This window comes from Kitasatospora sp. NBC_00240, assembly GCF_026342405.1.
Classification (GTDB): Bacteria; Actinomycetota; Actinomycetes; order Streptomycetales; family Streptomycetaceae; genus Kitasatospora.
Genome location: NZ_JAPEMU010000001.1, coordinates 345362 through 358764, shown reverse-complemented (window position 1 = coordinate 358764; position 13403 = coordinate 345362). Strand labels below are relative to the sequence as shown.

The window sequence follows — 13403 nt, the reverse complement described above, 5'->3', positions numbered from 1 at the left end:
GGAAGGTGACCTTGCCCCAGCAGCACGCGCCGGTACCCGGGCCCGAGACCAGCGGCGAGGACGACGGCGACCGGCAGAACGAACGCCGGGAGCTCGGCCGGCTGCTCCAGGGGCTGGCCTCCGAGATGAACCTGCTCGGACACGACTTCGCCGCCTCGCAGGGCCTGCACGCCACCGACGTCCAGGCGCTGCTGGCCGTGATGCGCGGCGCGGGCCCCGGCCAGGCCGCGGGCCCGGGCGCGGGGCCCGGCCCTCAGGGCGGCACCGGGCCGGACGCGGAGGCCGCGGCCGTGACGCCGGGCCTGCTCCGGGAGGAGCTGGGAATCACCTCCGGCGCGGTGACCGCCGTACTGGATCGCCTGGAGCGGGCCGGCCATGTGCACCGCAGCCGCGACAGCGCCGACCGCCGGCAGGTCCGGGTGCACTACAACCCCGGCGCCAGCCGGATCGCCACCGCCTGGTTCACGCCGGTCGCCGAGCGCACCGACATCGTCCGGGCCGACTTCACACCGGCCGAACTGCAGGTGGTGGCACGGTTCCTGGGCCGGATGACCGAGGAACTCGCCGGCCTGCGCCAGGAGCGGCGGACCCGTCCCGAGGCCGGTCCGGAGACCCGCTCGGGCGCCCGCCCCGACGCCGGCTGACCCTGCCGGAGCAGCAGGGCCGGGCCGCTCTGCAGTCCCGGCGCTCGCCGTCCCGGTCCGCGGTCTCAGCGGCCCAGGTCCTGGAGAACCTCACGCGCCGCCCTCGTCCCGGAGGCCATCGCCCCCTGCAGCGAGCCGGTCGCCCGGTGGTCCCCGCAGACGTAGCGCCCCGCGCCGAACCGGCTGGAGCGGATCAGCGGCCACGGCGCCGGCATCGCCGGCAGCGCCTCCCGCACCGGGTACGAGGCGAGGTGCTCCCAGCCGGAGGTGTCCGTCCCGTACAGCCCGGCCAGTGCGGAGCGCACCTCGGCCTCCCGGTCGTCCGCCGCCGCACCCAGCACCGAGGTGGAGACCAGCGCGCGGCCGTCCGTCGCGTACCCGGGCGCGACCTCGCTGAGCACCACCGTGTTCAGCACCCGCCGCGCCGAGTCCACCAGCAGGGTCGGCTCGGCCAGCGGCGGAGCCGGCGCCGCGTGGTACAGCGTCGTCACCGTACGGGTGGCCGGCACCGGCAGGCCCGGCAGCAGCGCCCCGGCCGCGCCCGGGCCGGTCGCCACCACCACGGCCCGGGCCGGCAGTTCGGTGCCGTCGGTGAGCACCGCCCCCGCGGCCGTCAGCTCCCGCACCGGCGTGCCGAGCCGCAGTACCCCGGCGGGCAGGCCGGCCGCGAGCTGGGCCGGTACGGCGCCGATGCCCGCGTCCGGCAGGCAGAGGGTGCCCCGCAGCATGCTGCGCCAGACCAGGTGGAAGAAGCGCGCGGAGGTCTCCAGGTCCGCCTCCAGGAAGACACCGGACAGGAACGGGCGGAAGAACTCCTCCACCATGGCGGGTGAGACGCCGGCCGCGGCGAGGGCCGCGCGGGTGGAGGTGTCCCGGCCGCGGCGCAGCACGGCCGGCGGCAGCAGCATGTCCCGGGCGCCGAGCAGGCCGAGGGCGGCGATGTCGCGTGCGGACCCGAGCCGCCCGGGCAGCAGGTCCGCGGCGGCCCCGGGGCGCCGGGTGGGATCGGTGAACCGCAGCCGGCCGCGCGGGGTCTGCACCAGCACGCCCGGGGTGAACGGGCGTAGCCGCAGCTCGGGCAGCCGCAGCCGCCGCTTGACCTGCGGGTACGAGGTGTTGAACACCTGGAAGCCGTGGTCCAGCTGGAACCCGCCGCGCCGGTCGGTGCGCACCCGGCCCCCGACCACCTCGGCCCGCTCCACCAGCAGCACGTCCAGGCCGGCCGCCCGCAGGTCGAGGGCGCAGGCCAGGCCGGCCACCCCCGCGCCGATCACCAGGGCGTCGTGTTCTCGGGTGGGCTCTGCCGGCATCTCGCGCCGCCTCTCGGGTGACCTGCTGTCAGGGATCCGGCACCGACCCTAGATCCTGAGCTGTCGTCGGGGCGGGATCAGCGCGCCGGGCCGGGATCAGCGCGCCGGGGCGGGCGGCTCCAGTTCGCCGACCGCCTGGGAGAGCGAGTGCAGCCGGGCGACCCCGGGCGGCAGGTCCCGGCCGCTCCAGCCCGGTCCGGCGGCGTACAGGGCGGCCCGCTGGCGAGCGCCGGGCGGGCCCCATTCGGCGGTGCTCAGCATGGCCAGGCCGCGGGGGTCGGCGCTCGTCCGGCTCTGGCTCCACAACACGACCGCGGCCGGGCCGGTCCGCACGACCGCGGCGGTCAGCCCCACCGTCGGCACGGCGGCCCCGAAGAGCCGTACGGGGATGCCGCGTTCGGTGAGGGCGGCGCCGAGCGCCTGCAGCGGCAGGACGTGCATCTCGTCCGGGGCGGCGGCCAGCAGGACGGCCCGCCGGCCCGAATGCTCGGGCGGGGCGTCCGGGCCGACCCGTTGCAGGGCGCGGCCGATCGCGCAGGACAGCAGATGCTCCACCTCCACGTACCTGCCCCCGGACACCGCCCACTTGGCGCCGACGGCGCGGAGCACCGGGGCGGCCAGTTCCTCCCAGGTGGCGACCACGCCGTGGGTGGCGAAGCCGGCGGCCAGCAGCTCGTGCATCGCGGGGTCGTCGAGCCGGACGGCCGCCCTGGCGAGCCCCCGGCAGAGCGCGCCGGCCGGGCCCACCGGCAGGGCGTGGCCACCGCCGATCCGGTTGGCCGGCCGGCCTTCGGCGGGGGCTTCGGGGGCGGGGACGGGTGCAGGCGCGCCGTCTGCTCCGGGCGCGGCACCGGATGGGCGGTTGCAGACCCGGGCGGCCTCGGCCGGCGGCAGCCCCTGGGCGGTCAGCCGGCACATGAGTTCGAGCCGCTCGACGTCGGGCGGGAGGTACCGGCGGTGGTGGCCGGGATTGTGTCGGTCGGGGCCGATCCCGTAGCGGCGCTCCCAGCTGCGGATGGTCGTCGGCGAGACCCCCAGCCGGCGGGCCAGTGCGCCCGTGCTGATCCCCGCGCCCTCCGCGGCCACCGCGGCCACCGTGCCCTCCGTGCCGTCCCGGTCAGCCGCGTCCGGTCCTGCCGGTGGCGTGGCCGCCGGCCGCGCGGGCGCGTCCGGCCCGCCGTGCTGGGACAACCGCCTCGGCATCCGGACCTCCAGGGCCGCTCGGGCACCGTCCAGCCGGTCCGGGCCACTCCGTGCGGCTCGGACCGCTGCGGGATCGATGCGACGTCCCCTCCACGATGCGCCGTAATCCCGTGAGATCCAAAACGGCGACGGGGCGTGGCGACCCGGGCCCGTTGCCTGTGCCGCGCGGGACGGGGGCCGGCGTCGCGCCCCCGCCGTTCGGACTCGACGGCCGGTCACCCGCACCCCCGCCGCCGTCAGTGGCCGCCCTGGGGTTCGTTGCAGCCGCCCTCCAGGTATGCACCGTGCGCCTGGATCCGCGGGGTGGCCCCGAGCGTTCCGGTCAGGCAGGGGCCCGAGCCCGGGATCCACAGCGAGAAACCGACCGTGCCGCCCGAGCTGTGCACCTCGCCGCCCCGCGTCGGATAGCCCAGTCGTTCGAGCTCCGCCCGAAGCTCGGCCTCGCCGAGGGCGGCGGGCCGGCCGGTGGCCTTGAGCGCCGCCGTGATCCGCGCCGCGTGGGCGTCGCCACGGCAGCGGGACTGCGGGGTCAGGGCCACGGTCTGCTTGTAGGCGTGGTTCTCGGCGTACTTCCGCGCCGACGGATCGTCCGGCGCCCCGTCCGCGACGCCGGCGGAGGCCGACGGGGACGGGGCCGAGGCCGTGCCGGCGCCCGCACAGCGGGCCGCGACCTCCGGGAAGAGCGCGTCCTGCTGCGCCTGCAGCTCGGCGACGCCGGGCGGTGTGCTGGCCACGGCCGGAGCCTTCGCCCCCGCCGCGCTCGACGACCCCGAGCCCGCGCCGCTCGCGCTCCGCTGACCGCAGCCCGCCAGCAGCAGGACGGCCGTCCCCACGGCCACCCCCGCCGTCGCGGCGAATCCTTGACGCCTCATCGGCACTCCCCCCGTTCCGCGCCAGGTCGGCGCGCCCCTGCCCGTCCGTGTGCGTACGGGCGAGCGACATTCTCGCGCACGGCAGCCGGGGCCGGCGCGGGGGGAGGCCCTTCGCCCCGGCCGCCGGACCGCACACGGAGCCGGCTACCACCGGGTGAAGTCTTCGGACAGCTCCCCGGCGAGATGGTTCCGGGCGTGGGTGCGCATCCGCGCGGCGTAGCGCGGGTCCCTCGCGGCCGCGGAGTAGCCCTCGCCCGCCACGGTGATCACCCCGGCCGTGTGGGCGAGGTAGACGTCCATACCGGGGTACATCAGCTCGATGCACGGCAAGTCGTCGACGTCGAGGGCGAGGACGGGGTGCTCGCCGTACTCGTCCGGCTCCCCGGCGGCCAGTACGCGGCGGGAGTCCGAGCCGCCGGGCAGCAGGAAGCACTCCGCGAAGCGCTCCGAGAGGGGGTCGAAGGTCTGGCCCCAGCCGTCGCCGAACTCGGCGCGGGCGATCTCGCCCAGGGGACGCGGGGTGAGCACCGGGCCGCCGTCGGCGCCGTCCGCCGGGCCGAACCAGCCGGAGCGGCGCAGGAGTCCGCTGTCGAACGCCAGCCAGCGGCGCAGGCTCGGCGAGAGGACCCGCCCGCCGGGGAGGGTGAGCGCGGCCAGCTCCGCGGCCGGCACCGGCTGCGCCCGCCCCTGCGCCAGCCAGGGGCCCGCGAACCGGTTGTGGCCGAGGACGAGCCGCAGCGGGTCGGCCTCGACGGAGCTGATGGCACGTTCGGTGAGTGCGACGCCGTGGTCGGCGGTGCTGGACGAGGTCATCGGTCCGGGCGTCCTTCCGGTGCGGGCCCTCGGATGGGTCGGTCGGCACGACCCTACGACCGCCCACCGACACCGAGAGTCGTCACCGAATTCGGGAGGCGGTGCGGGCGGGATGTGCGCGACACTCTGCCAGGTGATCGTGATGCAGCCCGTCCTTGAGGTTGACGCCCCTGACGGCTTCGCGCTCTGGCCCGTCGCCGAGTGAGCCCCGTGATCGAGTTGCCCGCCACCGAGCTCCGCCACCTGCTGGCCGGCGCAGAACGCGACCTCACCGACTTCTACCAACTGGCGGCCGACTGGATCGCCCAGCACCTTCCGGACCAAGCCATCCGCGTGACCGCCGCCGTCGCCGACGCTCTGGATCTGCCACAACCCAACGCGGCGGCCTGGAAGTCGGCCAAGCACCCACCCCACAGCGGTGCTTGACAGCCCATAGCGGCATCAATCCATCACGGCCCGGTCCGGGCCCGGGACGGGAAGCCGTTCGGGCCGGGCTCCGCGACTCCGGCCCGGGCCCGGTCCGCCGCACACTCCCGGGGGAGGGGTGCGGCGGACCGGCGCCGGCGCGAGGGGCTCAGAGCGGGAGCAGCTCCGGGCGCTTGGCCTCGACGTGGTCGCCGGAGGACTCCCCGCGCAGCCGGCGGCCGACCCAGGGGATCAGGTAGCTGCGCGCCCACTGGATGTTCTCCCGGCGCTGCTCGGCCGGCGAGAGGACGTGCTGCGCGGGCCAGGGCGCGTCCGGATCCTGTTCGACCGGGATGCCGAGGGCGCGGGCGGCGAGCAGCGCGACCCGCTGGTGGCCTTCCGGGGAGAGGTGCAGCCGGTCCTCGCTCCAGGCCCGGCGGTCGTGCACGGCCCGCAGCGACCAGAGGTCGGCCACCGCGCAGCCGTTCCGGTCGGCGATCGCCCGCAGGTGGCCGTTGTAGGTGGCGATCCGCCCGCGCAGGTGCTTGAGGACCGGCACCCCGCGGGTGTCGAAGCCGGTGCAGATCAGTACCGTGCCCGCCGCCTCGCGCAGTTCGAGGACGGCCGCCTCGAAGCGCTCGGCCACCTCGTCCGGGTCGCTGCCGGGCCGCAGGATGTCGTTGCCGCCGGCGCAGAAGGTGACCAGGTCGGGCGCGATCCGCCGGACCTGGGGCACCTGTTCGGCGACGATCTGGTCGAGCAGTCTGCCGCGGACGGCGAGGTTGGCGTAGCGGAAGTCGCCGTCCGGGCGGCGCTCCGCGAGCAGCCCGGCGAGCCGGTCGGCCCAGCCGGCGAAGACGCCGTCCGGTCCCGGGTCGTCCAGGCCCTCGGTGAAGCTGTCGCCGAGGGCGGCGTACGAACGTGGGTCAAGAATCTCCTGGTGGTCGGCCATGGAAGGAGATACTTCACTGTCTCAAGTAACCTACGCCACCGTAGGTGCCCTGTCGCGGTGCGTGAGATTGGCCACTGCCCGGCGGCGGGAGGCATGGCGGCGGCCGGCGGGCCCGGCTTCAGTGCCGGTGGTGGTTGTCCGGCTGGGCCGGGTCGCCGGGGTGCTCCAAGCCTGGGACGAGCTCCAGCCGCCGGCCTCGGGCCGCGTCCAGCCAGCGGACGAAGACGGCACGCCGGGCCGCCTCGGTCAGCCGCTCGGAGGCCGGCTCGGCGGCGGGCTCCGGGACGGTCGCCGCGACGAGCCTGGCCGTCCACCCGCGGACGGTGACCTGCCGCCCCGCGGGCGCCGCGCGCAGGGCCGCCGCCAAGTCCCGCGGCAGACTGTCGGGGTGGGCGTCGAAGTCTCCGTCCGGCGTGCTGAGCCGCCAGGGCCGGTCGGCCGGGGCGGACGCCGGGCCGGGGGCGTACGCGGCGACGGCCTCGGGGGCGGCCGTCACCCCGGCGGTCACCGCCCGGTACACCGCGCGGACGGCCGAGCTGCCCTCGAACGCGGCCGCGGTGATGGAGCCGAGTTCGACGGCGGCGCGCTGGTCCAGCCGGACGGGCGGGTCGGCCGAGTGGCCGAGCCCGCGTTCGGCGGCCTCGGCCTCGCAGAGCCGCTCGGTGAGCAGGACCTGGGCGGCCCACCGGGTCAGCTGCCGGTCCTCGGCGGAGCCGGCGAGCGGCAGGGCGGAGGAGCGGCGGCCGGCGCGCATCTCGGCGAGCCTGCGGTCGAGCTCCGCCCGAGGCAGGGGCCGGCCGTCCAGAAATCCCAACACCGCAGGACCGGGCCCGGCATGATCGTGCGTCATCACGCCACCACCAGTTCCACGGTCGGCGCGTACTGGCAGCGCCCGAACCACATCACCTTGGTGAGCGCCCAGACCCGGGCGGGCTCGGCGTCGGGCGGCGGGGCCACCTCGAAGCGGGCCGTCCGAGTGGCGCCCGCGGGCAGGGCGAAGCCCCGCACCGGATCGGGGATCGCGTCCCAGGTGCCCCAGGGCGAGACCACCTGCAACTCGCCCCGGATCTCGCCCCGGGTCCGGTTGGTGAGCACCACACCCAGCGTGGCGCGGCCACCGGGGGCGACCCGGACGGCGGACGCCAGGACCTCCACCGAGAGGCCGGTGTCCCGGCCGGCGTCCGCCGTGGTGCCGTGGGTGACGTCGCGCTGCCAGAAGCCCTCGTCGGGCTCCCGGCGCAGGGCCGGCGGGTCGCCCACGGCGAGGGTCGCGACGTCCTCGACGCTCTGCCTCCGGTACTCGATCCGGGCGGCCGCGAAGTACAGGCCGGGCTCGAGACCGGCCGGGGGTGTGAGCGTCACCGGGAAGCGCAGGTGCCCGCCGGGCGCGAGCCGGTACGGGCGCCGGCCGACGCTCACCCGCCAGCCCTCCGGGGCGAGCACCACCGCCGTCCCCTCGGTCTCGGCGTCGCGCAGGTGCGAGGCGAGCACCACCGAGATCTCGACCGGCTCACCGTCCGTCCGCAGCAGGCCCGGTGAGACGCCGACCGACACCGGCAGGTAGCCCATCGGGGCCGGACCGCGGTTGTGCAGCCAGTACCGGGCGTGCACCGGCTGCGCCACCTCGGCCGTGGGCCCGAGCGGGGCTCGGCCCGACAGCTCGCCCGTCCTGCTCGCACCCGAGGGGCCGGCGGGCAACGGCACGGCCAGCAGGGTCGCCACCGCCGAGCCGGTCAGTGGCACTCCCCGGGCGGCCGCGTCGTCGAGCGGCCCGCCGGTCGGGCGTTCCAGCAGGTCGGCGGGGCGCAGCCGGCTGAGCCGCAGGGCGCCGTCCAGCCGTGCGGTGCGGCCGAGGCCGGTCGACTCCAGCAGGCGCAGGGTGACGCCGGCCGCCGGGTCCGGGCGGTCGGCGCTGCCGTGCGCGACCGGGTTGCCGCTCGGCTTCAGGGTGCTCAGCAGTACCTCGCGGGCGGGGTGGACCCGTAGGTAGGAGTGGGTCGGCGGGAGCGGGCCCCGGCGCGGGTCGAGGAGCCGGGGATACAGCGGGTGGTTGAACTCCTGGCCCTGCGAGGGCAGCCGGAGTTCGCGCCAGTCGCCCTCACCGGACACCAGTGCGTAGTGGAAGTCGTGCGTCCAGTGCTGGAGTTGGAAGGACGAGCCGTCCGGGGCGGTTCGCCTCGGCGGGTCGATCCAGATGCCCGAGGGCCAGCCGGTGCAGGAGCGCAGCAGGGACAGGTGCAGCGCGCCCGACGGATCCACCGCGAAGCCGGGCAGGCCGTAGGTGAGCAGCGCTACCGTCCGGTCGGTGAGCCGCTCACCGGCCGGGATCGCGCCCGGGCAGCCGGCCGTCACCCGGGCGTCCGCGAAGTCCTCGACCAGCGCCCCGAGTTCACCGTCCAGGACGATCAGCGCCGGCAGTGCCCGCAGGTCGCGCAGGTCGGCGTTGGGCTGCCAGACCTCGGCCAGCGGCTTCTCGGCCGGCACCCAGACCCGCCCTCGCCGGGCGAGCTCGGTGGCATGCTCGGCGCAGGCCCGCTCCAGCAACTCCTTTGCCACGTCGTTCTGTTCCGGGCCGCCGAGGACGATCCGGAAGTCCGGCAGGTTGGAGTCCACGTCCAGCCAGCCGTAGCGGGCCCAGTCGGCGGCCGCGGTGGTCGCCGTGACACCCACCCGGGCCAGGGCCACCACCAGGTCGCGGGCCCCGGCGGCGGCGTCCAGGTCGCGGACCACGACCTCGGCGACGCCCAGCGCGCGTTCGCCGGCCGGGGCGCCGGCCGCGTCGGTGAGCGAGACCCGGGCCGTGGAGCCCAGCCCGAACCAGGTGTTGGCCGGATTGTCCAAGGTCCACGGCGCCTCGGCGGCGTCGACGTCGGGCAGGGCGAAGCCGCGGCCGACCACGGCCCCGGCCACCTCGCTGACCGGCAGCGCGCCGGGCAGGTCCAGCGGGAACCGCAGCCTGAGCAGCCGGTCCGCGCCGCGCTGGTCGACCACCCTGGTCCGGCAGTCGAGCCGGGCGACGCCGTGCCACAGCGTGACGGTCTGCTCGTACCGGATGCCGTCCACGTCGCCGGTCACCACCAGCCGCTCGCCGAGCGGCCCGGACTCCGCCCGCACGGTGGCCGGCCCCTCCGAGGCACCCTTGACCGGGCCCTTCGGCAGCAGATGCCAGGGGCCCTCGCCGAACTCGGGATGGGCCGGGTACTCCTCGTACACCCGCAGCTCGTTCCCGACCGCGCCCGGACGCAGCAACTCCCGCCCGCGCGCCTTCTCCAGCACGCCGACCAGGCCGCCACCCCGGGCCGGGTCGGCCGTCGCTCGGTAGTGCTCGTTCTCGACGGTGAAGCCCGGCCGGGCGCTCCAGAGGGGCGCCGCGGCACCCGGGCGGCCCGGCAGCAGCCGCCAACTGCGCCAGCCGAGCGCGGGCACGTCCGAGGCCAGGAAGCGCAGGGTGCCCCGGTCCACCGCGCAGGGCAGCTCGGCACCCGTGTCGTCCAGCACCCGGCCGCCGTCGAAGCCGGCCGGCAGCCGCAGCGCCACCGGGCCCGACCGGTCGAAGGACAGCGTGTTGGCGACCACCACGGCCGTGCCCTCGCCGGTGCTGTCGACCCGGGACAGCAGCGCGTCGAGCGCGGTGTCCCGGACGCCGGCGGCCAGGTCGTGCGCCTCGCGCCAGCCGGCCAGCAGATCGATGTACACCTGGTCGGACTCCGACCCGGTGATCGCGTCGTGGTGCGCGCCGTAGGCGAGTTGGCGCCAGACCTTGTCCAGCGCCGCGTCCGGGTAGCTGCCCAGCCCCTCCAGCACCGCGAGGGTGGCGAGCTTCTCGGCGTCGACCGCCGCGACCTCGCCGGCCCGCTGCGCCTGCTTGGTGTCGATGTACGAGACGTCCTTGCCGGTGTAGACCGGGTTCATGTCCCGGGTCTGCGGGCTCGGCCGCCGCCCGGTGGCGGCGGACTCGGCGCGGACGGCCGTCAGGAAGTCGCGCGGGGTGCCGCAGACGAACCTCGGCCAGCGGTACTTGGCGGCCCAGGACCGGTGGACCTCGGTGACCCACTTGTTCGGCGGGGTGTAGTCGGTGCCGACCGGGAGCAGCAGGTTCCGGCCGGCGGCCACCGGCTTCAGCTTGCGGTACAGCTCGTACACGGCCTGCTCGGCGGCGGCCAGGTCGGGCGCGGAGTCCATCCACCAGCCGGCCGAGTAGTGGTGCGGCATGTAGTGGGTGAGCACCCCGAGGCCGGACGGTGAGATCCACTCGAACTCGCTGGGGAACTGCATCACCCGGGCGTTTTCCTTGGCCGCACCGAAGTTCTTCTGGATCGGGCCCCACTGGTGGAAAGGCCCGCGGGCCCAGGCGCTGCCGGTCAGCCCGGCGGCCGCCAGGTAGCCGGGGAACTGCGGGTCGTGGCCGAACACGTCGAGCTGCCACGCCGTCCGCGGGTCCCCGCCGAGGATGTCGCGCTGGTGGCCCACGCCGTAGACGATGTTGCGGATGGTGCTCTCGGCGCCCGTCAGGTTGGTGTTGGGCTCGTTGTACGTGCCGCCGACCAGCTCGACCTGGCCGCTGTCGAGCAGACGCCGCAGATCGGCCCGGCGCTCCGGGTGCTGGTCGAAGAACGGCTTGAGGTAGTCGATCTCGGCCAGCACGAAGCGGTAGACCGGGTCGCGCAGGGCGAGGTCCAGATGCGCCTCGACCAGCGCGAAACCGTTGCGCTCCCAGAGCGGCCGGGTGGTGGCGTCGCTCGCCAGCAGCTCCCAGGGTGAGGTGTAGGCGGCCTGGGTGTTCCACCACACCGGGTCGTAGTGGAAGTGCGAGACGAGGTACATCGTCCAGCCGGGCTCGGCCACGGTGACGGTCGCCTCGCGCCGCGCCCCGCCGGCGGTGACCACCACCGGCAACTCGCGGCCCGGCGCCGCCCCGGTGACGGTCAGGGGCACCTCGACCACGCCGCTGCCCACGGCCCCGCCCCGGACGCCGGGGCCGGTGACGGCGACCCGGGTGGGCGGGCCGTCCAGCGTGACGCGCAGTACCTGGCGCGGGGCGTCCTCGGCGCCGACGAAGAGATCGGTGCTGGCGACGTCGGTGATGCTGACCGGCACGGCGGTGGTCCTCTCGGCGGGCGGGCGGGGGAGCGGCGCGGATCGGTGCGGGTCGGTACCGGCCGCAGCCTAAAGCGCTTTAGCCGACCTGCCAAGGGCGGGCGGCGCCGTGCTCTCCCGGACGGTGAGCCGCGGGGTCGGCGTGCGGACGTCCCGGACCGCCGCCGGGTCGTTGATCGCCGCCAGCAGCAGCTCGGCCACCTGCTCGCCGAGGGCGAAGGTGTCCCGGGACAGCGCGGTCAGCGAGGGATGGACGATCCGGGTCAGCAGGGAGTCGTCGAAGGAGACGATGGACAGGTCGCCGGGCACCGCCACACCCATCTCGGCGGCGACCCCGAGCCCGGCCAGTGCCATCACGTCGCTGTCGTACACGATCGCGGTGGGCCGCCGGGGGCGGGACAGCAGCGCCCGGGTCGCGGCGGCGCCCTGCGCGTCGCTGAAGTCGGTGGGCAGCGACTCGGTGTCGGTCAGCCCGAGCCGCCGGGCGGAGTCCCGCAGGGCCCGGATCCGGCGCTGGGTGTGCTGGAAGGCGGGCAGGCCGGCGAGATGGGCGATCCGGGTGTGACCGAGGGCGGCCAGGTAGTCGATGATCGACAGCATCGCCTCGCGGTCGTCGGCCCAGACACTCGGCAGGCTGCTCCGCCGGCCGGGCCGGCCGAGCACCACGGCCGGCACCCGCAGTTCCTCCAGGACGGCCGGCCGCGGGTCCTGGACCTGCGGGTCGACCACGATGAAGCCGTCCACCCGGTGCTCCGAGGCCCAGCGCCGGTACACCTCGATCTCGGCGGCGGTGTCCTCGACCACCAGCAGCTGCAGGGCGACCGTCCGGCTGGAGAGACCCGCCTGCAGCCCCGACAGCAGCTGCGCGAAGAAGGGCTCCACCCCGATCGTCCGGGCCGGCCGGGCGATCACCAGCCCGACCGCCCCGGCCCGGGCGCCGCCGAGAGCCCGCGCCGCACTGTGCGGGCGCCAGCTCATCTCCTCCGCGATCCGCAGGATCCTGGCCCGGGTCTCCTCGCTGACACCGGGGCGCCCGTTGAGCGCGAAGGACACCGCGCCCTTCGACACCCCCGCACGCTGCGCGATGTCGGCGATCGTCGGTCTGCCCACGAGGTGTGACTCCTGTCTGCGGCCCAGCTGCGTACGGTCGGCGCGAGGTGCCCGCCGACGGAGTGTCCGGACCCGCGGACCGCGGCGCCGGGCTGTCCGGACCGGCGGCCTGCCGGGGCCCGGCCGAGCCGGCGGCCCGGGCGGCCGGGTGCTCGCGCGGTGGGTCCTTCGAGGCCGGAGTCTAGCCGTGGCCGGGGTCGGCCGAACTGCTGGACCGGTTTAGCGATGCCCGCGTCAGACAGGTCGCGCGGAGCCGGTCGCCCGGCCCGGCGACCGGCTCCGCGCCGGGCCCGTCACCGGGATCTCCCACTCGGTTCCGAGGCCTACGTGCCCCAGGCCTCGAACTCGTAGATCCGGGCCGCCGGGTCGGCGGTCCGGGTCGGCCTGGTGATCACCAGTCGGACGTACCGCGCGGTCACGTCCATCGGGTGGTCGGTGGCGGCCGCGGTGCCGGCCCGGTCCGGTCGCGGGACGAACCAGGCGTCGTCGGGCGTCGCCCCCAGGAAGCTCCTGCTCCCGTCGGCGTTGCGGCGGTACACCTCGTAGTGGTGCACCTGCCCGGCCGCCGAGGCGGTCCAGGTGAGCCGCAGCGACTTGCGGGTGGCCGAGACGTCGGAGCTGCCGAGCACGGTGAGCCCGGCGGGGCGGACGCCGCGTCCACCGTCCCGTCGTAGAAAGCGATCTGACCTGTCCTCAGGTCGTGGGCGGTGGCCGACCCGGCGGCCTGCAGGCCGATCCGGGCGACGGTGCGGCCCTGGAAGGCGGACAGGCCGAGGGTCTTGCGCTCCCGGTCGCCGCTCGCGGTCGCGCCCAGGTCCAGGGCGGTGAAGGAGGCCGGCGCGTCCGTGAAGGAGACCGCCGCCTTGAGGTTGGCGGCCCCGGCGGCCGGGGTCTTCAGCACCAGCGAGAGCTTGCTGTCCGCTGCCACCGGAAGCCTGGTCCGGTAGAGCCGCACGGTGTTGACGGCGTCCGTCCGGCCGGTCAGCCGCAGCGAGGA

11 protein-coding genes are annotated in these 13403 nt (G+C 76.1%); 2 read left to right on the top strand and 9 right to left on the bottom strand.

All coding sequences use genetic code 11. The annotated features are described in order from the left end of the window. Positions 1–5 precede the first annotated feature (5 nt). Positions 6–644, top strand: a complete 639-nt coding sequence (locus OG689_RS01515) for a MarR family winged helix-turn-helix transcriptional regulator (RefSeq protein ID WP_266316841.1) — start codon at positions 6–8, stop codon at positions 642–644. A 65-nt stretch (positions 645–709) separates the two neighbouring features. On the opposite strand, the gene OG689_RS01510 is transcribed toward OG689_RS01515, so the two are convergent. From OG689_RS01510 to OG689_RS01495, 4 genes are all read right to left on the bottom strand, one after another. Beyond that, positions 710–1954: an NAD(P)/FAD-dependent oxidoreductase gene (locus OG689_RS01510; RefSeq protein WP_266316840.1), complete on the bottom strand. Its 1245-nt coding sequence runs from the start codon at positions 1952–1954 to the stop codon at positions 710–712. Positions 1955–2050: 96 nt separating this feature from the next. Beyond that, the gene (locus tag OG689_RS01505; RefSeq protein ID WP_266316839.1) at positions 2051–3049 is read right to left on the bottom strand and encodes a MerR family transcriptional regulator; all 999 of its coding nucleotides are present in this window, start codon (positions 3047–3049) and stop codon (positions 2051–2053) included. A gap of 344 nt (positions 3050–3393) precedes the next feature. Then, complete coding sequence (locus OG689_RS01500; protein WP_266316837.1) at positions 3394–4029, bottom strand: hypothetical protein; 636 nt, start codon at positions 4027–4029, stop codon at positions 3394–3396. 144 nt (positions 4030–4173) lie between these two features. Next, entirely contained in the window at positions 4174–4842 is a 669-nt protein-coding gene (locus OG689_RS01495; RefSeq protein WP_266316836.1) for a hypothetical protein, read from the bottom strand. Between the two features lie 210 nt (positions 4843–5052). Here OG689_RS01495 and OG689_RS01490 point away from each other — a divergent pair, with 210 nt between their 5' ends. After that, positions 5053–5268, top strand: coding sequence for a hypothetical protein (locus tag OG689_RS01490; protein ID WP_266316835.1), 216 nt, complete (start codon positions 5053–5055; stop codon positions 5266–5268). A 148-nt stretch (positions 5269–5416) separates the two neighbouring features. On the opposite strand, the gene OG689_RS01485 is transcribed toward OG689_RS01490, so the two are convergent. From OG689_RS01485 to OG689_RS01465, 5 genes are all read right to left on the bottom strand, one after another. Beyond that, positions 5417–6199 carry an SGNH/GDSL hydrolase family protein gene (locus tag OG689_RS01485; protein ID WP_266316834.1) on the bottom strand — a complete coding sequence of 261 codons (783 nt, stop codon included), beginning with the start codon at positions 6197–6199 and terminating at the stop codon, positions 5417–5419. Between the two features lie 118 nt (positions 6200–6317). Next, positions 6318–7049: a hypothetical protein gene (locus tag OG689_RS01480; RefSeq protein WP_266316832.1), complete on the bottom strand. Its 732-nt coding sequence runs from the start codon at positions 7047–7049 to the stop codon at positions 6318–6320. After that, positions 7049–11296, bottom strand: coding sequence for an NEW3 domain-containing protein (locus OG689_RS01475; protein WP_266316830.1), 4248 nt, complete (start codon positions 11294–11296; stop codon positions 7049–7051). Before OG689_RS01475 ends, OG689_RS01480 begins: the two co-directional genes overlap by 1 nt. 69 nt (positions 11297–11365) lie before the next feature. Next, positions 11366–12406 carry a LacI family DNA-binding transcriptional regulator gene (locus OG689_RS01470; RefSeq protein WP_266316829.1) on the bottom strand — a complete coding sequence of 347 codons (1041 nt, stop codon included), beginning with the start codon at positions 12404–12406 and terminating at the stop codon, positions 11366–11368. Between the two features lie 323 nt (positions 12407–12729). After that, positions 12730–13035, bottom strand: a complete 306-nt coding sequence (locus OG689_RS01465; RefSeq protein WP_266316828.1) for a hypothetical protein — start codon at positions 13033–13035, stop codon at positions 12730–12732. Between the last annotated feature and the right edge of the window lie 368 nt (positions 13036–13403).

Coding starts and splice junctions, on each gene's coding strand:
- OG689_RS01485 (WP_266316834.1), bottom strand. CDS start 6,199: ATGGCCGACCACCAGGAGATTCTTGACCCACGTTCGTACGCCGCCCTC.
- OG689_RS01495 (WP_266316836.1), bottom strand. CDS start 4,842: ATGACCTCGTCCAGCACCGCCGACCACGGCGTCGCACTCACCGAACGT.
- OG689_RS01510 (WP_266316840.1), bottom strand. CDS start 1,954: ATGCCGGCAGAGCCCACCCGAGAACACGACGCCCTGGTGATCGGCGCG.
- OG689_RS01500 (WP_266316837.1), bottom strand. CDS start 4,029: ATGAGGCGTCAAGGATTCGCCGCGACGGCGGGGGTGGCCGTGGGGACG.
- OG689_RS01480 (WP_266316832.1), bottom strand. CDS start 7,049: ATGACGCACGATCATGCCGGGCCCGGTCCTGCGGTGTTGGGATTTCTG.